The organism is Balneolaceae bacterium (genome assembly GCA_034521445.1).
Lineage (GTDB): Bacteria > Bacteroidota > Rhodothermia > Balneolales > Balneolaceae > JAXHMM01.
In genome coordinates this window covers 397,863-419,229 of sequence record JAXHMM010000005.1, presented here as the reverse complement: position 1 = coordinate 419,229, position 21,367 = coordinate 397,863, and the positions used below count along the sequence as shown (strand labels likewise).

General features: G+C 59.6%; 18 protein-coding genes. 8 read left to right on the top strand and 10 right to left on the bottom strand.

Annotation, left to right across the window (positions count from 1 at the left end; translation table 11 throughout):
- Window positions 1-26: 26 nt before the first annotated feature.
- On the bottom strand, window positions 27-1,529 hold the full coding sequence (gene sthA / locus U5K31_05895; protein MDZ7772260.1) for a Si-specific NAD(P)(+) transhydrogenase: 1,503 nt from the start codon (window positions 1,527-1,529) through the stop codon (window positions 27-29).
- Between the two features lie 247 nt (window positions 1,530-1,776).
- Here sthA and U5K31_05890 point away from each other — a divergent pair, with 247 nt between their 5' ends.
- Both U5K31_05890 and U5K31_05885 read left to right on the top strand, forming a co-directional pair.
- A complete protein-coding gene (locus U5K31_05890; GenBank protein ID MDZ7772259.1) occupies window positions 1,777-2,385 on the top strand; it encodes a superoxide dismutase in 609 nt (202 codons plus the stop codon).
- Between the two features lie 95 nt (window positions 2,386-2,480).
- Window positions 2,481-2,945, top strand: coding sequence for a BrxA/BrxB family bacilliredoxin (locus U5K31_05885; GenBank protein MDZ7772258.1), 465 nt, complete (start codon window positions 2,481-2,483; stop codon window positions 2,943-2,945).
- 3 nt (window positions 2,946-2,948) lie between these two features.
- On the opposite strand, the gene U5K31_05880 is transcribed toward U5K31_05885, so the two are convergent.
- Window positions 2,949-4,493, bottom strand: coding sequence for a mechanosensitive ion channel family protein (locus tag U5K31_05880; protein MDZ7772257.1), 1,545 nt, complete (start codon window positions 4,491-4,493; stop codon window positions 2,949-2,951).
- A gap of 176 nt (window positions 4,494-4,669) precedes the next feature.
- Here U5K31_05880 and U5K31_05875 point away from each other — a divergent pair, with 176 nt between their 5' ends.
- A complete protein-coding gene (locus U5K31_05875; GenBank protein ID MDZ7772256.1) occupies window positions 4,670-7,204 on the top strand; it encodes a PP2C family protein-serine/threonine phosphatase in 2,535 nt (844 codons plus the stop codon).
- On the opposite strand, the gene U5K31_05870 is transcribed toward U5K31_05875, so the two are convergent.
- Both U5K31_05870 and U5K31_05865 read right to left on the bottom strand, forming a co-directional pair.
- Window positions 7,194-8,528: an AarF/ABC1/UbiB kinase family protein gene (locus tag U5K31_05870; protein ID MDZ7772255.1), complete on the bottom strand. Its 1,335-nt coding sequence runs from the start codon at window positions 8,526-8,528 to the stop codon at window positions 7,194-7,196. The genes U5K31_05875 and U5K31_05870 overlap by 11 nt on opposite strands.
- Complete coding sequence (locus U5K31_05865; protein ID MDZ7772254.1) at window positions 8,528-9,235, bottom strand: TetR family transcriptional regulator; 708 nt, start codon at window positions 9,233-9,235, stop codon at window positions 8,528-8,530. The genes U5K31_05870 and U5K31_05865 overlap by 1 nt, the downstream gene beginning before the upstream one ends.
- A gap of 234 nt (window positions 9,236-9,469) precedes the next feature.
- Here U5K31_05865 and U5K31_05860 point away from each other — a divergent pair, with 234 nt between their 5' ends.
- A complete protein-coding gene (locus U5K31_05860) occupies window positions 9,470-9,961 on the top strand; it encodes a four helix bundle protein (protein MDZ7772253.1) in 492 nt (163 codons plus the stop codon).
- A gap of 106 nt (window positions 9,962-10,067) precedes the next feature.
- Here U5K31_05860 and U5K31_05855 read toward each other — a convergent pair whose 3' ends face one another.
- Window positions 10,068-10,640, bottom strand: coding sequence for a DinB family protein (locus U5K31_05855; GenBank protein ID MDZ7772252.1), 573 nt, complete (start codon window positions 10,638-10,640; stop codon window positions 10,068-10,070).
- Between the two features lie 124 nt (window positions 10,641-10,764).
- Here U5K31_05855 and U5K31_05850 point away from each other — a divergent pair, with 124 nt between their 5' ends.
- Window positions 10,765-13,515, top strand: coding sequence for a prolyl oligopeptidase family serine peptidase (locus U5K31_05850; protein ID MDZ7772251.1), 2,751 nt, complete (start codon window positions 10,765-10,767; stop codon window positions 13,513-13,515).
- Window positions 13,516-13,542: 27 nt separating this feature from the next.
- Here the strand turns inward: U5K31_05850 and U5K31_05845 are convergent, their stop codons facing one another.
- Window positions 13,543-14,658 carry a glycoside hydrolase family 3 N-terminal domain-containing protein gene (locus tag U5K31_05845; GenBank protein ID MDZ7772250.1) on the bottom strand — a complete coding sequence of 372 codons (1,116 nt, stop codon included), beginning with the start codon at window positions 14,656-14,658 and terminating at the stop codon, window positions 13,543-13,545.
- Window positions 14,659-15,198: 540 nt separating this feature from the next.
- Between U5K31_05845 and U5K31_05840 the strand changes: the two genes are divergently transcribed.
- Window positions 15,199-15,930, top strand: a complete 732-nt coding sequence (locus tag U5K31_05840) for a tetratricopeptide repeat protein (GenBank protein ID MDZ7772249.1) — start codon at window positions 15,199-15,201, stop codon at window positions 15,928-15,930.
- A gap of 67 nt (window positions 15,931-15,997) precedes the next feature.
- On the opposite strand, the gene U5K31_05835 is transcribed toward U5K31_05840, so the two are convergent.
- From U5K31_05835 to U5K31_05820, 4 genes are all read right to left on the bottom strand, one after another.
- Window positions 15,998-18,346 (bottom strand): CHAT domain-containing protein, encoded by a 2,349-nt coding sequence (locus U5K31_05835; protein ID MDZ7772248.1) that lies wholly within the window; start codon window positions 18,344-18,346, stop codon window positions 15,998-16,000.
- Window positions 18,347-18,762: 416 nt separating this feature from the next.
- Window positions 18,763-19,194: a hypothetical protein gene (locus tag U5K31_05830; GenBank protein ID MDZ7772247.1), complete on the bottom strand. Its 432-nt coding sequence runs from the start codon at window positions 19,192-19,194 to the stop codon at window positions 18,763-18,765.
- Window positions 19,195-19,463: 269 nt separating this feature from the next.
- Window positions 19,464-19,661 (bottom strand): hypothetical protein, encoded by a 198-nt coding sequence (locus tag U5K31_05825; GenBank protein MDZ7772246.1) that lies wholly within the window; start codon window positions 19,659-19,661, stop codon window positions 19,464-19,466.
- A gap of 55 nt (window positions 19,662-19,716) precedes the next feature.
- Window positions 19,717-19,914: a hypothetical protein gene (locus U5K31_05820; protein MDZ7772245.1), complete on the bottom strand. Its 198-nt coding sequence runs from the start codon at window positions 19,912-19,914 to the stop codon at window positions 19,717-19,719.
- 504 nt (window positions 19,915-20,418) lie between these two features.
- Here U5K31_05820 and U5K31_05815 point away from each other — a divergent pair.
- Window positions 20,419-20,985, top strand: coding sequence for a sigma-70 family RNA polymerase sigma factor (locus U5K31_05815; protein MDZ7772244.1), 567 nt, complete (start codon window positions 20,419-20,421; stop codon window positions 20,983-20,985).
- Window positions 20,986-21,074: 89 nt separating this feature from the next.
- Window positions 21,075-21,332 carry a DUF4212 domain-containing protein gene (locus U5K31_05810; protein MDZ7772243.1) on the top strand — a complete coding sequence of 86 codons (258 nt, stop codon included), beginning with the start codon at window positions 21,075-21,077 and terminating at the stop codon, window positions 21,330-21,332.
- Window positions 21,333-21,367: the final 35 nt, after the last annotated feature.

The window sequence follows — 21,367 nt, the reverse complement described above, 5'->3', positions numbered from 1 at the left end:
CCGCCGTCCTGCACCGGACGGCCGGGCTACTCTTCTTCCCGGACGTCCTGCTTTTTCGGCGCATCTGTGGGTGGCTGTGCATCTTCCAGCAGCGACTTGTACTTCACGCCCGCCTTATAAGCCCGGTTGAAGCCGTTGAAGGCCGCGATGCGGTAGGCTTCGCCCAGGGTGGGATAGTTCATGACATGCTGGGTGAAGTAGCGGATGTCCCCGTCGTAGGCCATCACCGACTGCCCCAGATGCAGCAGGTTGGCCGCCTCGTCACCGAAGATGTGCACGCCCAGCAGTTTCAGGCTGTCCTTCTGGAAGACCAGTTTCAGCATTCCCTCATCGTGGCCGGTCATGTCGGTCTTGACCACGTTTTTGAAGTAGGCGCGTCCCACCGTCACGTCCAACTCCTGCCGTTCGGCCTCCTCCTCGGTGATTCCGATATGGGAGATCTCCGGGATGGTGTAGATGGCGTAGGGCGTGCGGTCGGGCACCTCCTGCATGGGAATGCCGAACATGTTGCAGGCGGCCAGCCTTCCCTGGGTGAAGGAGGCGGAGGCCAACTGGGGAAAGCCGATCACGTCGCCCGCCGCGTAGATGCTCGGCACGTCGGTCTGGAAGACCTCGCTGGTCCGGATGAAATCCTTGTCGTCGGTCTTGATGCCCACCTCCTCTAGGTTGAGTTCGGAGGTGTTGGGACGGCGACCTCCCATGAATAGTACGTGCTCGGTTTCGATGACCTCAAGGCGGCTGTCCGGGTCGTCTTTGGCGCGGTAGCTCACTTCGGTGTAGTTTTGCAGGGAGTTGTAGCCGATGTCCTCCACCCTCACGCCGATCTGCAGGTGGATGTTGCGCTTGCGCAGGGATTCCAGGAATAGCTCCTTGATCTCCGCGTCCAGAAAGCTGAGCACCTCCCCGCGGGAGGTCAGCACGCTGACCCGGCTGCCAAGGGCCGAAAAGGTGGTCGCATACTCCAGGGCGTTAACGCCTCCTCCGACAATGGTCAGGCGGCGGGGGATGTGGGTGAGCTTGAGAAGGGAGGTATAGTCGAGCACCCGGTTGTGGTCGATCTCAAAGCGGTTGGGGGAGACGGGACGGCTGCCGGTGCAGACTAGGATGTAATCGGCCGAATAGGTCTGTACCGATCCAATGTGTGTATGCACCTCCACCGTGTGTTCGTCGACCAGTGTGCCCGTGCCGCGCGCCACGTCCACCTTGTTCTTGATCAGGTCGTTCTTGATCTTGCGGTTCTCCTTCTCCAGGATGTCGTCCTTGTACTTCAGCAGATCCTGCATGCGGAACTGGTCGTAGGGCTTGCGCGGCTGCTCGCCCCCGAACTGAGCGTTGAAATCGGAGATGGTTTTGGCGGCCTCGCGGAGGGCTTTGCTGGGTACGGTGCCCGTGTTGATCCACGTGCCGCCCAGGTACTTCTCATGGGCCTCCACCACCAGGGCCTTCTTGTCGAACTTGGAACTCTGCATGGCGCAGGAGAAGCCTGCGGGTCCGCTGCCGATAATGATGACGTCGTAGTCGTGCGACATGGTCCGTGTCTTCTTGGTTGAACTGGCCTTGCCTTTTGTGCTTTTGGGGTGCCTTCCTCCTGTAAAATAGAGAAAATTGCGTGCTTTATTGTCCTTTTTCTGAAGCGCCTGCGGGAGGCAGGAGAATGGAACGATAGCACCCGGACTATTGATTGGTTGTTGTTAGACGCGAAACGCCCGCGGCAGCACCGTCCAATCCCCGCGGGCGACCATAAATAATCGCAAATACCAAACTCGAAAAATTATTATGGCTTACACACTTCCGGATCTTCCTTACGCCTACGATGCGCTCGAACCCCATATTGACGAGCGCACGATGAGGATTCACCACACCAAGCACCACCAGGGCTATACCGACAAGGTGAACGCCGCACTGGAAGGGCATGAGTTCGCCGACCTGCCCATCGAAGATGTGCTGAAGCGCGTGGATGAGCTGCCCTCCTCCAAGCGCCAGGCGGTGATCAACAACGGCGGCGGCTACGCCAACCACAGTCTCTTCTGGACCGTACTCTCCCCGAACGGGGGCGGCGCGCCCGGCAGCGACATCGGCGGGGCCATCGACGACGCCTTCGGCAGCTATGACAATCTCAAGAAAGCCTTCAACGACGCAGCGACCGGCCAGTTCGGCTCTGGATGGGCCTGGCTCTGCGTGGACGACGACGGCGAGCTGGAGGTCACCTCCACAGCCAACCAGAACAGTCCCTACATGGACGGTCTGACGCCCATCCTGGGACTTGATGTCTGGGAGCACGCCTACTATCTGAACTACCAGAACAAGCGGGGCGACTACGTGAACGCCTTCTGGAACCTCGTGAACTGGGACCAGGTGAATCAATATTACAACGACGCCCGCTAAAAGGCGGAAGGCCATACGTTATAAGGCCCCTGGCAGGAGATCCCCCCGACGGGGATCCGGCCTGCCCAACCAACCCGAATAAAAACGATTTTACCATGCAATTTGGACTAGGAGGCGGCCCCGACGTATCCTGGATGCGCGAGGAACTGACCGAACTCGGCGTGGAGGAGCTTACCACGCCCGAGGAAGTGGACCGCGCCATGAAGGAATACGACTCGGGCACCATGCTCATCGTCATCAACTCCGTCTGCGGCTGCGCGGCCGGCAACGCCCGTCCCGGGCTCAAGCTGGCCCTCGAGCAGAGCGAGGCCAAGCCGGACCAAATGGTCACGGTTTTTGCCGGGCAGGACAAGGATGCCACGGCGCGCGCCCGCGAATACTTCAGCGAATACCCGCCTTCCTCACCCGCCTTCGCCTACTTCAAGGACGGGGAGATCAAGGCCATGATCCCGCGGCACCGCGTGGAAGGCCGCACCAAGGCCGAAGTGGCCGACGACCTGAAGATGGTCTTCGACGCCTTTGCCGGCGAGGGCGAGGAGAACGAGACGGCGGCCGAATAGACGCTATTTGTCCATTTTCCCGGGGGAGGAGGTTTCGGGGGAGGGGAGTCCGCTCTCCGGCGGGAGGCTCTCCATGTGCAGGGTGCGGGTCGGGAAGGCAAACTCGACGCCTACGTCTTCGGCCAGCGCCTTGATGTTCAGCAGGAAACGGTGACGCTCCCGCAGCTCCGTGCTCCAGTCGGGCACGTCAAAGAAGATGTAGACCATCACGTCCAGGGAGTGCGGGCCGTACTCGCTGAAATGCACCTCGAAGAAGTCCTGGCGAATGTGCTCGTTGCCCCGCACCAGCTCGCGGATGCCCTCCGTGAAGGCCTCCATCTGGTCGGCCGTGGTGTCGTAGGTGAGGTTGAGCACGGTCCGCAGGCGGCGATACTCCCTCAGTCCCATGTTGTCGATGGCGCTGTCGGCCAGCTTGGAGTTGGGTACGCTCACCAGGGAGTTGTAGAAGGTGCGTATGCGCGTGGAGCGGAAGCCCACCTCCTCCACCGTCCCCTCCACCTTGTCGGTGACGATCCAGTCGCCCACCTGGAAAGGCTTGTCCGTGAAAATGGTGATTGAGCCGAAGAAATTGGCCAGGGTTTCGCGCGCCGCCAGGGCGATGGCCAGACCCCCTAGTCCCAGTCCAGCCAGCAGGGAGGCCACGTTGATGCCGTGGTTCTGCAGGATGAAAATGATGCCGATGACCAGCACGAAGACCTTAAGCGTCTTGCGCAGCAGGGGTACCAGCTGGTCGTCCAGTTTGCTCTCCGTGCGCGAGGTCATCTTCATCAGGTACTCCGAGAAGACGTTGGAGAGGTTGTAAAAGAGCCATACGAAGCTGGCCGAAAAGGCCACCTCCAGTGCCAGTGCCAGGTAATAGTTGACCGTCACCGAGAGCATCAGGTTGGTGAAGGTGGCCCAGTAGAAGCCCATCATAAATAGAAAACTCACCGGCTTTTCGGTTTCGTGCAGCAGCCTGTCGTCCCACTGCGTGGTACTGCTGCTCACCAGCCCCCTCCCGTAATTTTCGAAGAAATACTCGAACACCTTGCGAAGCACGAATCCGGTCAGCAGCCAGAGGAATATGGCCAGGTACTGCCAGACCTGCAGTCCCATCCACTCCCCGCGCAGCGCGTCGGGCAGGTTGTCCACCACGGCCTCCACCATAAAAGAGAAGGTGTCCCCGTAAATTTCCGGGATCTGTTCGATGGTGGCCTGGGAGAAGAGCCACTCACCCTCGTGACGCACCAGGTAGACCTCCGGCAGGGCGTCAAAGAGAATGTACTGGTGCTGACCGGAAAGGGAGTCGGTCCAGGCCGGGTCGCCCGGCACCTGGTCGTAGTCCACCAGCAGACCACGCGCGTCGAGCACCCTGCGCAGCTGGCGGGCCCGTTCAACTTTTTTGTCCCGCGGTTTGTCGGATAGTTTGAAGGTCTGGATGACCAGATCCGGCCGCCGGTGCCCCTCCTGCTGCCAGTGCAGGAACGTGTGCACCGCCCGCCGCGGAGACTGCAGCAGGTTTTCGGGCAGAGCTGTCTCGCCCTGGCTGATTACGGGCTGGGCGGCCACGGCCTGTGCGAACAGTGCCAGAGCAACAACAAACAGCGTTTTCCGTAGGCTAATTGGCTGAAACATGGTATCTTTTAACTTCGTGTTCGATTTTATAACCTTCTCGTGCAGGCGGGATCCCCTGAGGGTCTCCTGACAGGCATGACGGCGAGGCCTATATTAAAGATCAATCATTGATGGGGCAAAGGCTAACATACTGGATTTTTCTGGGCGTTCTGGGGCTGGCTGCCTTCGTCGCGCTGCGTCCCGTCGTGGATTTCAACGCAGGCGCGCCCATTGAAGAGAGCCGCTCGGCCGTGGAGGCGCGCACCGACGCCCTGGCCGAACGCCTGGGCTTTGATACCGACTCGCTCTCCCTGCTCACCCTTCGCACGCAGCACCTGAACTACTATCGCACCCTCAGGGATTCGGTCGGGGAGGAGCTGCCCGGCCCGGGTACCCTCAACGAGCGCGGCACCAACCTGACGGGCTGGAAGGTAACCGTGGGCTCTCGCATGCAGGGTGCCGAGGAAGGTTACATTACCTCGAACGAGGATCTTTTCGACCAGGCGGGACAGCTTCAGCTACGCTATGACCGGCAGGGCAAGGTATACCGCCTGCAGACCAATCCCTCCGAGCCCAATCCAACTTTTGTGGAAGGGGAGGACCGCGACGAGGTCGCCCGGCGCGTGGTGGGTGACATCTTCGGCTACAACCTGGACAACTACGCCCTGGGCGAGGTAGTCACCGACAGTCTCTCCCCGGCTACGGAAACGGCCGGGCGAAGCCGTCCCCTGGAGAGCGGCAGCAGCCGGCTGAGTCCCAACCTGGTCTACTCCTGGAACAAGGTGAATCCCTCAGCCGAGGGCCCCGACAAGCTGCGCCTGGAATTCATCCAGACCCTGCGGGAGGGCTCCGACCCCTTCAGCCCCACTGTAGTGGGGGCCGCCGTCGAAGACTTTCAGGCCACGGGACCCTACCAGCCCGAGCGCATGGACAGTTCGGGCATCATCAGTAATCTCAACCTGATCGTGGGATTCGGATCCATCGGCGTGCTCATCTGCCTGGTCTTTTTTACCGGCATACGGCACATCAACCGGGGACAGGTGGAGTGGAAACGGGCCATTATGCTCTTCGGGGCGGTCGCCCTGGGTGTGCTGGGCTGGCGCGCAATCTTCGTGATGAATACCTGGGAGCCCTTCTTGAGCGACACGGGGGTCTCCATCTACCTGCTCAACCAGATCCTTTTTGCGGCGGTGGTGGGCCTTTACGGGGCCCTTGCCTATGTGGGGTGGGAGGCCATGGCCCGCGAGCAGGAGCAGCCGCAGGTGAAGCTGGTGGACGCCTTCTGGCGCAAGCGCTTCTTTTTCCGGGAGACCGGCGACGGGCTGCTGCGTGGCTACGCCCTGGGCGGGCTGCTGCTGGGCCTCTTCGCCGTGGCACTGTGGCTTCTTGACAGCTTCTACTACCAGGCCGACAGCCAGTTCGGCTACATGGAGCCTACCATGCAACCCAAACTGCTGACATTGAACATGGGTGCCTGGATCAACGTCTGGCTGGTGGCGCTGGGACATGTGGGCGTGGCCGTGGGCTTTTTGGCCGGGCGTATCCGGCGCACCTGGCTCAACTGGCTGACGGTGACGGCAGTGGCCGCCCTGCTGTTCTGCGGTTCGGCCACCCTGGTCGGTATTTACGGTCCCATATGGATTAACCTGCTCGTCTGTCTTTGCCTGGCCCCGCCTATCGTCTATGCCTTTCGCCGCTCGGGCCTGTTCACCTTCGCCACCGGCTGGTGGCTCTTCGTGGTGGTGCTGATGGTGCCGCCCTACCTGGGGTCGGGTGACATGGACGTGGCCTATGTGGGCTGGATCCAGCTGACACTTATTGCCTTGCCGGCCATATACGGTTTCGTTTCCCTACGCTACGCACCCTCGGTGGCGGAAATGGCGGGCTACATCCCCGAGTACCAGGAGCGGCTGTCCAACCACATGCGCATGGAGAAGGAGATCGAGATTGCGCGCGAGAGCCAGTTCAAGCTGATGCCCTTGCAGCCTCCCGTTCTGGAAGGGGTGGACGTCTACGGCTTTTTTATACCCTCCTTCGAGGTGGGGGGCGACTACTTCGATTACGTGGTGGGCACCAACGGCGCGCCCGACCAGCAGGTGCTGACCATGACCATCGCCGACGTATCGGGCAAGGCGATGAAGGCGGCCATGCATGCCGTCTTTACCAGCGGACTGCTGCTCTCAAGATTGCACCGTGACCGCCCGGAGGCCATCCTGCAGGAGGTGAGTCCCACCATCTTTTCGCGCACCGATCCAAGGACCTTCATCACCTGTGTGATCGCCCAGTACCACCTGGAGAAACGCACTCTGAGCATCGCCAACGCCGGGCACTGCCTGCCTATCCTCAAGCGCAACGGCAGCGCCGAATTTATTCATACGCCCGAGCCTCGCTACCCGCTGGGCGTGCGTCGCCTGGTGAACTACACGGCCCTGGAGACGCAGCTGAAAGAGGGGGACTTCGTGTTGTTCTATTCGGACGGGCTGCCCGAGGCGGTGGACCCGGAGGGGCGCCGATTCGGCTACAAGGAGGTCCTGACCCTGGTCAATGAACTCGATACTGACGCCAAAAGCAGCAGCGAGATCGCCCAGGAAATCAAGCGCATTGTGCAGAAATTCAGCGACTACCAGCTTGCAGACGATACGACGATCATCTGTCTTAAAGTCTGACTTCATCCATCTCATCCAATACGTCGAAGGCCATGCGCCGGCTCTCGGTGGTGTCCACCCGCGCCCCCAGCTTGATGAGGATGTTGTAGAGTCCCATGTGCACGCGGGTGCTGAAGATGAAGTTCTTGTCACCCCGCGGCTCGTTCATGACCGGCATCTCCTGGGCGTAGGTGTTGATAGCCTCCTGGAAATCGGGCTGGCCAAAATCAAAGCGGTCCTGCAGGTAGGGCCGTGCGAAGGTGGCGCCCCAGTTCTTGCAGAACCGAAAGAAGCGCTCCTCTTTCTCGGGGTTGTCGGGGTTCTCCTGCACGATGCCCAGCCGGGTATAAAGCTCGCGGATTTCCTGCTCGCTTTTGTCGAGGTGGGTGGGAAGCAGCAGCAGGTAATTGCGGGTGAAGTTCACCGGGAATTTTTTCACGCAGCCGAAGTCGATGACCCCCAGCCGGCCGTCGTCCCGGAACAGGAAGTTGCCGGGATGGGTGTCGGCATGGATGAAATCGCGCTGGGCCACCTGCCGGTGGAAAAAATCCCATAGGAGCTGTCCCATACGGTCTCTCTTGGCCTGGGACGGATCGCCGGCCAGGTACTCCTTCAGGTGGCTCCCCTCCAGGAACTCCATGCAGAGCACCTTGTCGGTGGAGTACTCGGGGAAGAGGGCGGGGATGCGAATCTCGCCGGCATCCCCCGTAAACTTGTCGTGGAAATACTGCAGGTATTCCGCCTCGCGGTGGTAGTCGGTCTCCTCGACCAGGGTGGACTCCACCTCGTCGAAGTAGTCGTCGATGTTGGCGCCCCGCTTGACCAGCCGGCGCACCAGCGTCTTGGCCAGTTTGATGTCCGACTGGATGGTGTTGCGCACGTTGGGATACTGGATCTTGATGGCTACCTTCTCGCCGCTCTTCAGGCGGGCGGTGTGCACCTGTCCGATGGAGGCCGCGGCGATGGCCTCCATGTCGAAGGAGGCGAAAAGCTCCTCGGGGTAGTCGCCCAGCTCGCGCTTGATGATGGTGCGTACCAGCGCCTTGTTGATGGGGGGCACGCTGTACTGCGCCTCGCTCATCACCTCGGTGAACTCCTCGGGCAGCATGCCCTGGTCCATGCTCAACGACTGGGCAATCTTCAGGGCGGTGCCTCGCAGGCGGGTGAACTCGTTGAAGAGCTGCCGCGCGTTTTCGGAGTGAAAGCGGCGGCTCTCCTCGGCCGTCTCCCCGCGACCGGCCTTCTTTTTGAGGTAGCGCTTGGCGTAGTTGGTGCCCAGCTTGAGGCCGGTCTTTGCAAACACCTTGCCCCGCTCCATTTTGGAGGATGGAAAATCTTCGCTCATCAGCTTCGGAATTCGAATTTGGATCTCAGTTCGCGGACCAGGGGGATGCGGTCGATAAAAAAGGAGTTGCCGGCCAGGTAGCGCAGCAGGTCCACCCCGCGGTCAGCGGCCCCGCTGTACATCAGCTCCTCGGCCAGGGCGGTGGTCTTGTCGGTCAGCTCCATGGTCTGCTGGCGCCCCTCGCTCTCGTCGCCCAGCCAGAAACGTATGAGCGCCAGGTATTTGCGGTAGAGTAGTCCGTAGAAGCGACCGCCCAGCACCATGGTGTTCAGGTAGGGGATGTAGTCGTCGTTTTCGAACATGCGGCGCAGCAGTCCGCGGATCTCCTTCCCGAAGTCGGTGCGGCCGCGGGCGCAGAGCACCAGTTCCGTGAAGGTGGCCTGCACGAAGGCCTCCTGCTCGGCCATCATGTCGAAGGTGGTGTAGGCCAGGTTGGAGAGCTTCTCGCCCAGGGAGTACTCTTCGAAGTCGTCGATCTCCTCCAGCATCAGCCGGTAGCGCACCGCCAGAGAGGTGTAGTAGAATTCCAGGATGGATTTCTTATCGGGAAAGTATTCGAAAATCTCCCCCACCGTGATGCCCGCCTCGCGGGCGACCTCCTTGAGGGTGAAATCCATGCCTTTCTCCAGGTAGGCGGGGATGGCCGCCTCCATGATGTCGTAGCGCGCCTGGAAGGCGTCGGCGTCAAATTGGTCCAGGTCGATCATAGCTCGGGTGTGCCGTTGGCCTTCGGGTTATTGTCGTTCATGGCCCTAACACTATATGAAGTCTTATAAGTCCTAAAAGTCTGATAAGTCAGAAAGTCTGATAAGTCTGGAAGTCTAGAAGTCTAGAAGTCTGATAAGTCTGGAAGTCGGGGGAGTATTCGATAAATGAGTGAAGAGGTTGCGTAAGTGCAGGCGTCCGCCCGGGTCTGATGAGAGGTACCGTGCTTCGATTGGATGTGCCGGATTGATATAGGTACCATCATTGTACACACTCTCAACGTACGCACCCTCAACGTACATACCCATAAATATTTCACCCATCAACCCATCGCAGATACCAAAAAAGGAGCCATGAGTCGCATCGAATCGTTTGAAGATCTGGAATGCTGGACCGCTGCAAGAGACCTTGTGCATTTGGTATATGATCTTACCAGGAATGCGTCGTTTGTTCACGATTTTGGACTGAAAGACCAGATACGGAAGGCTGCCGTGTCGTCCATGAGTAATATTGCGGAGGGATTCGCGCGCTTTTCGGACCGGGAATTTATACGCTTCCTGGATATCGCCCAGAGCTCATGCGAAGAAGTGAAGAGCCTGCTCTATGTGGCGGTGGACCAGAAGTATATCGACAAGGAGGAATTCGGCCAGGCCTTTGCCAAGGCATCGGACGTCCGCTTTCTCTGCCTGGCCTTCGTGCGGTACCTGAGAAAGAGTTCAGCCAGGTGACAGGCAAACGACGCGTTCAAACGGTGGTGGATGCCGCCTGCAACTCCCCGACTTCAAGACTTTCTGACTTTATAGACTTTATGACTTGAAGTCAGACTTTCCGACTTTATGACTTGATAGACTTTAAAGACTTTAAAGCTTTTTGAGCCTGCCAAAGATGTCGCCTTTGGTGAGCCAGGATAACAGCATAGCATTCTACAAGACTCATGCGCAGCCACGGAAAGAGGGGGTGGCGCACGCCCACCTGCTCCAGGTCGCGTTGTCCGCGAACCTCCTCCCGGATCCGCCCGATGAAGGTTTGCTGCAGCTCAAGGTAATCTGCCAGGATCTCCTCGCGGTCCAGGTCCACGGCCTCGCCGGGTTTGAAGGGATCCAGGGTTTTGACCTTCATTTTGTAGGGCGGCTCGAAGAAGGAGACTACCCAGCGCGCGGGCAGCCTGGGACGGAAGGCTTTCTTGGCCGGGGCCGCGGCGGGCTCCAGGCCATCGTCGGCCTCCCGCATGCTCCTGAGGTAGTTGCGATTGAAGTGCAGAAGGTGGTCGAAGCATTCGGCGGGCGACCAGCGTCCGGGAGCGGGACTCGTTCGGAAGTGTTCGTCCGAGAGGGAGGACAGAAAATTCTCGGCCGACCTGCCGGCCTCCTCGAAGTCTGCGATCAGGTCCTGGTAGGTGAATTCCATAGTCGATTAAACTGATTGACGCCGCGCACTGTGAAGTAACGCAACAACCTTCTTAGCTCCAAAAGATTGTATCTGTGGGGGAAATACGTTTTTTTAGTAGCAACCTGGAATTCAATTCCCCACCATGAAACCCACTAGCTTTTTCGGCACTCTCCTCCTGCTCACCCTCTTCTGCTCCGGCGCCCTGCAGGCCCAGGACCGGCAGCTCACCTTCGAAGACATCATGCGCTGGGAGGACCTTTCCGGCGAGGTGATCTCCGGCAACGGCCAGTGGCTGGCCTATGAGGTCTGGCCCGACCGCGGGGACGGGGAGGTGCGCGTGCGCAGCGTGGAGGGGGACACCGGCTATACCCTTGAACTGGGCGAGGACCCCGCCATTACGCCCGACGGGCAGTGGGTGGGGGCCTACCGCGAGGTGCCTTTCGGCGCCGAAGGGGACGACGCCCCCGTGCAGGGCATGTTCCTGCTGAACACCGGCAGCGGCGACGTGCAGGAGATCGACAGCGTGAGCTCCTTCCAGTTTTCCGAGGACGGACGCTGGCTGGCCATCCGCAGGATGCTGGCCGATTCCGTTTCCGAGGCCTACGACGACAACGGTCACCTGGGAGCCCCGCTGCGGCTTATGAACCTGCAGTCGGGCGCCAACGAGGAGCTCTCCTTCGTCTCCGACATGGCCTTCGACAGCACCTCAACCTGGCTCTCCTACAGCGTAGTCGACACTTCCGGCTCCGGCAACGGACTCTACCTGCGGGAGCTCTCCGGCGGCGGAGCAACCCACACCGCGGCCGCCATGGAGGACGCGCTCTTCGACAACCTGGCATGGGACCACGACACGGGACGGCTGGCCTTTACCTCGGCGCCCCTCGATTCCACCTACTTCAGCGGTACGGCCGACCTGCAGCTCTGGTCTTCCGACGGCATGCAGACGCGCACGCTGGTGGCCGGCTCCGAGGTGCCCGAACAGTGGTGGCTGCGCTCGGACAACGACCTGGAGTGGACCCGCGACAACAACCGCCTCTTCTTCGGCGTGCAGAACCGCGAGCTGATGGAGGCCGACCTGCCGGGCTCGGGCGACAGCGGTGAAGAGGACGAGGGGGAGGCGGATCCCTACGACATGCAGGAGATTCTCGATGAGAAGAGCGTGGACGTGTGGCACTGGGACGATCCGCTGATCAAGACCCATGAGCGGGAGACCTGGAACCAGCGCAAGGGCCAGCTCTACCGCGCCGTCTACCACCTTGACACCGACGAATATGTGCAGCTGGCGACCGAGGAGGTTCCCGATGTGGAGGCCAACCACGACCCCGAGGTTACCCTCGCCAGCTCAAGCATGCCCTACCGCAAGCAGATGACCTGGGACGGCTTCTACAGCGACTACTATATCATGGACCTGCGGACGGGCGAGAAAACCCTCATTACCGAGCGCCTGGACGGTGGGGTGGAGCTCTCCCCCGGCGGCAACTACGCCCTCTACTTCCGCGACAAGGACTGGCACCTCTACGATGTGGGCGAGGAGAGCACGCAGAACCTGACGGACGGGATGGAGGTCCCTTTCTGGGACGAGGATCACGACTATCCCTCCCCGACGCCGGGCTACGGCGTGGCCGGCTGGATCGAGGGCGAAGAGCAGGTGCTGGTCTACGACAAGTACGATATCTGGAGCTTTGACACCGAATCGGGCGAGGCGGCCAACCTCACCCGGGACGGGCGGCAGCGTCACCTGACCTACCGCATCGAGCGGCTGGACTACGACCGCGACTACTTTGCGCCGGACGAGCGCCTGCTGCTGGAGGCCTTCTACGACCGGGAGAAGTACGAGGGACTCTTTTCCATGCGCCTGGACCGCCGCGGCACCACCGAGCTCCTGGGCGAGCCGCTGAACTACGAGGTGGGCCAGCAGGCTGACGACGCCGACCGCATCCTCTTCACCAAGGAGAGCTACGACCTCTACCCCAACATCTGGGTGAGCGAGGGCATGGATTTCTCCGAAACCCGGCAGCTCACCGACTTGCACGACAACCTGCATGCCGACTACAACTGGGGACGCGCCGAGATCATCCAGTGGACCGACGTGAAGGGCGATACGGTCCGCGGCGCGGTGATCAAGCCGGACGACTACGACCCGGACCAGCGTTACCCGGTCATGACCTATTTCTACCGCTTCTTCTCCCAGCGGGCCTACGAGTTCAACAACATCACCAACGACGACCGCCCCGTGCTGCCGCAGTATGTGAGCGACGGCTACGTGGTCTTTCTGCCCGACGTGCATTTCACGGTAGGCTTTCCCGGTCCCTCCTCGGTCAAGAGCCTGGTGCCGGGCATTCTTAAGCTCATCGACATGGGCATCGCCCACCCCGACAAGCTGGGGCTGCACGGCCACTCCTGGAGCGGCTACCAGACCGCGCACATTATCACGGAGACCGACATCTTTGACGCGGCCATCGCCGGCGCGCCGGTCTCCAACATGACCAGCGCCTACAGCGGCATTCGCTGGGGCAGCGGACTGGCCCGGCAGTTCCAGTACGAGCAGACGCAGAGCCGCATCGGCGGCAGCCTCTGGGAGTACCCCGAGCGCTACATCGAGAACTCGCCCGTCTTCTTCGCCGACCGCATCGAGACGCCCCTCATGCTGATGTTCGGCGACGAGGACACCGCCGTGCCCTGGTACCAGGGCATCGAGCTCTACCTGGCCATGCGCCGGCTGGGCAAGGACGCGGTTTTCCTGCAGTATCACAACGAGCCGCACCACCTGCAGCGCTACGGCAACCGGCTGGACTACGCCGTCAAGATGAAGGAGTACTTCGACCACTACTTGCGCGGGATGCCGGCGCCCGACTGGATTGAGGAGGGCGTGCCCTACCGCGGCGGCAACTGAGGGGGGCGCCGCTTCGAGGGTTCCCGTTCAGGGACCCGGAAGCAGCCCGTACTCCCTTTTGAGGGCCATGATGCGCTCCCAGGAGCGGTCGATGCGCTCACGCGGAACGGTGCCCTCCTCCACCAGGCGGCGGATGATGCCGTGAGCCCGCTGCGTGATATTGGGCTGGTAGACCGAATTGTTGGCGAAAACCAGCAGGTCCACCCCTGCAAGCAGCGCGCGGCGGATGGCGGTCTCCAGGCCGTACTCCTGCCGGATGGCCCCCATCTGCATGTCGTCCGACACCACCACCCCCCGGAATCCCAGGCTGTCCCTGAGCACCCCGCCGATGATTTCGCGGGAGAGAGTGGCCGGCCACTCGGGGTCGAGGTCGCGGTTGAAAATGTGCGCCGTCATCACTGCGTCGGCCAGCCCCTGGCCGATGAGCCGCCGGTAGGGCGCCAGCTCGCGCTCACTCCAGGTGTCGGTCACGTCCACCACCCCCAGGTGGGAGTCGCCTGCGGAGCTGCCGTGGCCCGGAAAGTGTTTGAGGGCGGTGATCACGCCACGGCGGCGGGAGGCGCGTATCCAGGCTTTGGCGCGGCGGTAGACCGTATCGGGATCGGCCGAGAAGGCGCGATCGAGTCCCCCGATCACCGGGTTGTCCGGGTTGGCATCGAGGTCCACCACCGGGGCGAAGTTGAAATTGACGCCCATGCTGTCCAGCACGGCCGCCGTGCGCCGGGCGTAGAAACGGGTGGAGTCGAGCGGCTGGGTGCCGAGCCGTGCGGCGGAGACGGTGGAGGGAAAGCCGTACCGCTCTTTCAGACGCGACACGCGTCCCCCTTCCTGGTCGATGGCGATGAAAAGGGGCGTGGGGGAGCGTTCCTGCAGCTGGGCGGTAAGGGCGCGCAGCTGCTCCGGCGAGCGGATGTTGCGCAGGGAGGTGTCTGCCGGCACGTCGTAGTCGAAGAGGATCACCCCGCCCAGGCGCCCCTCCCGCAGATCATCGGACACCTGCAGGGAGTCGGCCAGTTCCAGTCCCCTGAAACCCGTCATCAGCATCTGTCCGATGCGCCTGTCCAGTTCTTCGTCGTCCTGCTGCTGGGCGCAGGCGGCGCAGAGGGGGATGAGAAGCAGGAGCAGCAGGGAGCGTAGGTTCATGACATGAGGATTGGGTTCAGGGTTGTGGGTACCGATGTCCTAGTATACGAGTCTGGGGCGGCTATGCAAGGGTGCCGGTTCCCTGCCGGTCGTCTGAACGCGCCGTCCCCGGAGGGAATGAGCCGGCTGCTCGCACAGAGGAGGGATTCCTTCGGCTGCGCCAGCCGGGAGAATTACGTATTTTCCCTGATATCGTATCATGGTAAAAGCCGATACCGTGGACCTGCACCGGCAGGTGGCCGGAAGCCTCCAAAATCCCCATATCACCGGGGAGAGGTGGATTCGGACCGTTTATTAGAAGATTTTAACAAAATAAATGCATTATTCTGTAACAATCGGGCTGCAGGATACTCTTGTATATGAAACGACGAAACAAAGGAGGTCGCAATATGCCTCCCAGACGGCACATCGCCACGCTGGCATGTACAAGGTACATGCGTGCATACCAGAAGGCGATGGCACGGCATCGAGAAACTTACCATCTTGCGGGAGCAGAGGCAGAACTCCTGCAGGGCAGGTTAAAGCAGAGGAACCACCGTTATGATCGAGAGTTTTAACGAAGAGGAACTGGAAGAGAAAATTGACCGATACGTCAACGGCAAGCTTTCTCCCGCCGAAATAGACGAACTCTGGGCCGAACTGGTGCAGGATCCCTACCACCTGGACTATCTTCGCAGCGTAGCCAACGTCAAGGCGGTTGTTGAAAAAGAGGTCAAAAAACGCAGGCAGGCCCGTATCCGCAGGATATGGAGTTACGCGGCTGCCGCAGTGATCACTCTTTTCCTGGGCGTCATGCTGGTCATGAATGTCACCGATTTTACCGGCACCTCCGACGTGCAGCCCGTCCAGAGCATCGAGCTTGACTACTACCGCTCTGCCGAAGGGGCCGCCGAGAACGGCGCCACGGTCATCACGCGTGCCATCACCCTGGCCAATACGGGCCAGTTCCAGCAGGCCGTCACCCTGCTGAATAGCGAGCTCCAGACCGAAAACATCACGCCCGCCTGGGAATCGGAGGTAAGCCTTACGCTGGGATCCCTCTACTACAACGAGGGGCAGTATCCCGATGCCATCCCCCATTACGAGACGGTCATCGGGCACCGCGACGATGTGGATGTGCTCACCCTTGAAAAGGCCTACTGGTACCTGGGCAACACCTACTTCCAAATGGAACGCCTGGAGGACGCACGCGAAAACATCCAGAAGGCCTACGCGCTCAACGGCGCCTACCGCCGGGTGGCTCAGAGCTACCTGGAAGCACTGGCCCGTTAGGAATATACCCGAGACGACTCATACGATAGCTTCCGGAGAAGGCACATCCTCAAAAGATGTGCCTTTTCTATGAAGAGGAGCGAGAGAAAGCGTTGCGGCGCCGGTAGTAGAGGGAGCCGCCCACGAAGAGAAGGAAGTAGAGCATGAACGAGCCCGCCACCACGTAGTTCCACTGCTCGTAGGGCCGTATGGCCGGCTCGCTGTCGCCGATCATCATGTAGGGACCCCAGAAATGGGGATTGGCGTTCTTGTTCCTGAGGAAGTGGAGCTTGGCCTGGCGCAGCGCCTCAGGCTTGCTCATCCCACGGTTGAGTCCCTTGTAGAACTGCAGGGCAAAATCCGAGGCCATCATGTCGTTCACCGACCAGAGATTCAGCACCAGGGTCTGCGCACCCGCGTAGCGCAGGGCCCTGCTGATGCCCATCACCCCGCTGCCCTGCAGGTAGCCGCCCGATCCCGATTCACAGGAGTTCAGCATGATGAGCTCGTTGTTGAGGTTAAGCTCGAAAAGCTCGTAGGCGAAAATCTGACCCGGAAACTGTTCCTCACCGCTCACCGTGTCCGTACGACTCATGAAGATACGCGAGAAGAGGGGGTCCCGGTCGGACACCTGGCTGTGGGTGGCCAGGTGCAGGATGCGCGCGTGGGGAGCGGTGGCCTTGAAGCGCTCTTCGGTGGATGCGGAATCGAGGTAGACGCTGCGGCTGGCCAGGTTGGTCAGCGCCCCGCCGATGTTTTCCACCTCGCGGCGTGCATAGGGGAGGGAGACCAGCCCGCGGTCGCGGTAGTTTTCGAAGGTGGAGATGCCGTATCCGGCGTAGCCGGTTCGGCGGGAAGAGGCCGTCGCCTGCCGGTCCGATTTTCGGTAGTCGTTCAGGGAGGTGAGATAGCGCACCTCCACCTCCTCGACCAGGTAGCTGGCGCTCCCGTAACTGTAGGAGTATTCGGGCCGTGTTACCGGCATAATGTCCAGGGGAATCTGGTAGAGGTAGCTGTCGGGTATGACGGTGACCCTCTCCATGGAGGGATCCAGCTCGTCAAAACCCATCAGCTCCGAAATGCGGTGGAGGTTCAGCAGGTCGGTGTTCTTGTTGGCGATCTGCTCCACCGACTCTTGGAAGAGGGCGCGGTTGACCGAGTCCAGCGGTACGGTGCGGAAGGCGACGTCCCTTCGGGTGATCCGGGCGATGTAGTAGCGGTCCTCCAGTTCGGTGATGTGCAGCACCTGCTCGCGGGCGCTAAGCCGCGACTGTACAAACCTCACAGAAACCGGATCGTGGTTGGTCACCGTGGAGAGGCGCCGGTCCAGGCGCTGCTTCTGAGCGGCCAGCTCGTCGATGCGCTGCTGGATACCGGCGCGGTTGCTGTCGGCGGCAGCCAGCAGGGAACGGCGGAGCCCGTCCAGTTGTGTCGTGAGCTGCTTGTATTCGGTAAGCTCGCTTTCGGAGAGGATGCTGGAACGCACCAAGGGATTCTGGTAGAGGCTGGCGTCGTTGATGGACTTGAGCTGGTCCAGCACCTCCACCGCCTCGCCCTGCCTGCCGGTCTCGATCAGCAGGTCGGCCACAAGCTGAAATGCATCGCTGAATTCCGGGGCCAGGTTCCAGTAACCGGTCTGTAGCTCGGTGCTCCCCCGCACCCAGTCCACCAGCTGATCCATGGTAGGCTGGAGGAGGGCATAGGCTTCATCCGTTCGCCCGGTTTCGTAGAGGTGGCGGGACTTTGTGGTTCGGGCCTCCACGATCTGCTCAAATCGCAGCGTGGAGAGGTCCATGGTATCAAACCTCGCCACAAAACGTCCGGCCTCGTCCGGATCATCCAGCTCCAGGTAGATACGCGCCTTGGTGATATAGGCCTCCAGCAGGTCGGACTGGTTACCTGCCAGGCGCGCTTCATACAGAATACTGTCCTGCATGGCCAGGGCCCGGTCGTAGTGCCCCTGATCCATATAGAGATGGCCGCGCTCGGCATAGATGGTTTGCTTCCGGTCGTAGTTTTCGCCGGCGTTTACCTGCCGTGAGGCCGAATCCATGTAGGCTTCGGCCATCGCGTAGTTTTCCTGGTAGTCGCGGTAGGCCATGCCGGTGTAGAGGTTCACCCAGGCCAGATCGTCCATGGCCCCGTGGTCGGCAGCCAGCTGGCGCGCCTCCGCCAGGTAGTTGAGGGCCGAATCGAAGTTTCGCGTGTTGCGGTAGTGGATGAAGAGGTTCTCCAGGATTCTGAAGTGATTTTCGTAATCCTCGCCCTCCTCGATGCTGTTCAGGGCCTGGAACTGCAGCTCCAGGTACTGGTCAAAATCCCCCATTTTTTTATAGGTGACCGCCAGATTATTGTATAGGATGGACTGGGGGACGGCATAGCCCAGCTCATCGGCGCTCTGAACGACTTGCTGGTAGACCTCCTGTGCCTCCTGCATCTTGCCGATTTCGTAGAGATAGCCGCCGCGGTTGATGATTCATGCCCAGCTGCAGATCAGGCCGTCCCAGAAAGGAAGACAAAGGGATCGTGTAGTTTCGCATGGCTTCCAGGCTGAGGTCGGTGTTCCCCGACTGATAGAGCGAAAAGTCAAGGAAATTGAACAGGTACATCTTGAACCTGGAATTGGGAAAGTGGGAGACATCCGATAACAAGGCGTAATATTCCTGTGCTGTGGAGTAGTTGCTGAGGCGGTAATCAGCCTGGAAGACCGTCATCACATTTAGGGTATGCGGCAGACTGGATCCCTCCTTATCCTCTCCCGGGGAGACAGAGGCCACGGCTTCCAGGTACTCGGCTGGAAGAATGCTCCGCCCGGCGGAATAGTAGATGAGCAGAAAGTGTGAAAGGGTGAGATTATTCGGAGACAGGATTTCTCGGGTGATCGGGGTATCGTCTCAGCAGGGACCTGGCCAGACGGCGGTAATTTGTATTGCCCGAAATACTTTGGAAGGGAAACTCCGAATAGACCGTTTCTTTTTGGAGGGAGTCGCTTTCTGCCAGGAAATAGGCGAGCAGCAGGGCAGGTGACTTCTGCTGGATAGCCGTATCGCGCAGCCGTTCGCCGTAACTCAGGGAGGTGTCCCGAAAGGATGCGAGAAGGGGATTTTTAATCGAATCGGAGGAGAGGTAACTACCGATGTAGGAATTGATTTCTCCGCTGGCGTCGGCAAGAGCGGCAAGCGCCCAGAGGTTTTGTTCAAGATTGCGCTCCTGACGGATGTTGGCAATGTAATTGCGTGCCTGTTCGCGGGACTGCTGAAGAATTTCCGCGTCCTGGTTCTGCATGGCGTGGACAGGGTGGCAGGGATACGCTGTGCCCAGGATGAGAACGGCTCCCATCAGCCGTAGAAGGAACCGGTATGGCAAACGGCTTGAATCCATAAGAGAGGATCATGATAACACAAAGCGCTGCCAATACCCATAGGAATAGGGGGCAGGACAGCAGCCGTACAACGTATTGACGCCGGGCGTATTCCCGTCGCCAGTGGTCAGCGGAATTGATGTCCCGGAGCTAGAGTCCGGGATCTAAGATAGACGAATAACCCAGTCAGCCGTTACTCGCCTTCCGGCTTTATGATAATGGGCTTCACCTCAGCGTCACCGAAAGCATCGGGGTTCGGAGCCTCGATATTGGCGTCGCTGGAAAGGTCGTCGTTGGCATCCTGGAGTCCGGCGTCGGTTACGGACGCGCATCCGGAGATAAGGGCGAAGATGAACAGGACGGAAAGAAGTTTGGTGGTCAGGGATTTCATAAGGCTATTCCTCTTTGATTTAAAAAATGGATTATCCATCGATGAATATTATAGACTATTCGCCTTCTGGCTTTATGATGATAGGCTTCACCTCGGCGTCACCGAAAGCATCGGGGTTCGGAGCCTCGATATTGGCGTCGCTGGAAAGGTCACCGTTGGCATCCTGGAGTCCGGCGTCGGTTACGGACGCGCACCCGGAGATGAGGGCGAAGATGAAGACGATGGAAAGGATCTTGGTTGTCAGAGCTTTCATGGTAGGTACCTGTGTAGGTTTTGGTTAGTTGTTTGGTTGTTCTTAAGGTAAACTTGTGCGAAGGGAAGGATCGGCGATGTTCGCCGCAGGCCGGTACCCATTCTGGCCATTTTTTAAACCCCTTCTCGACTACAAGAGTATTTTCAAGGGCAATTGTTACAAAAAAAATCAGGTTTTTTAGAACATGGACCCAAAAATTTAATTTGTAACAAATCCCTATATATAAATATATAGTTGCCTGTATGGTTAAGATGAATACCCAGGAGCATATCGGTTCCCGGGAGACGGTACAGTATGCATGGTAAGTTAATTATTTAAAATAATCTAGCCCTAATACTTATGCATCTCCATAAGGCAATATTTTATACTCTTTCATGATTCTTATCATCGAATACCTTGGTATGGTCGGTCAATAATTATATATTTTCCGAGGACGTTAAATGGTTCCGATTTCTCAAATGGTAGGGAGGAAGGGGCCCATCCACATAAATTGGCTGATAACCATTGAGTACCTCCAGACTTGATTATTCGGAACTGGTCGCGGCCCTGAAACAGCACAAGGATGGACAGGCCAACGAGCTGCTCGAAGAGCTTCTTCCCCGGCTGAAGGACTACCTGGAGGTCACCATGGATGCCGATCCCAGGGATGCCGAAGAGTGCATACAGCAGGCCTTTTTCAACGTCTATGAGCAGATTCTGCAGGGCAATATCCGCAGGGAGAAGTACATCTTCAGCTATCTCATCCAGGCCTGCCGCAACGAATACATGCGTTTCTACAAGGAACAGCACCGCTTTACTTCTCCGGAGGAGGAGAAGTCGGAACACCTCACCACGCCGGCCCAGCAAGTGGAGAACCTGATGGATGAGGACCGCCAGCGCATCCTGAAGGAGTGCCTTGAGGAGCTAGAGGAGGAGTCCCGTGAGCTGATCGAGTATTTCATTGAAAAGCCCGACGCCAGCACCAAGGAGGTCAGCAGGCTTTTCAACCTGAGCGGGGCCAATGTACGCACCAGGAAATCACGCATCCTGAGCCGGCTGCACCACTGCTTCAAGCGCAAGTGGAAACTATAGCCGTCCGGCGGCGTGCTCTCAGTTGATTATTACCGAAATTTATTTTAGTTCGGGGGGAACCTAAACCGAAGGCATACAGACACCCAGGGATGGAACGTAAAAACAGAAAGGCTTACTGGCGCGCCAATCTGCGTTATGTGGGCTCGTTGCTGGCCGTCTGGTTCCTGGTCTCCTACGTATTCGGCATCCTGCTGGTCGAGCAGCTCAACGAGATCCAGGTGGCAGGCTTCAAGCTGGGTTTCTGGTTCGCCCAGCAGGGCTCCATCTACGTGTTCGTGGTCCTTATTTTTGTCTACGTCTGGCTGATGAACCGGCTGGACCGCCGCTTCGGGGTGCACGAGGAGTAGGACCCCGACCGGAATCCGGAGGTCGCCCGGCACCC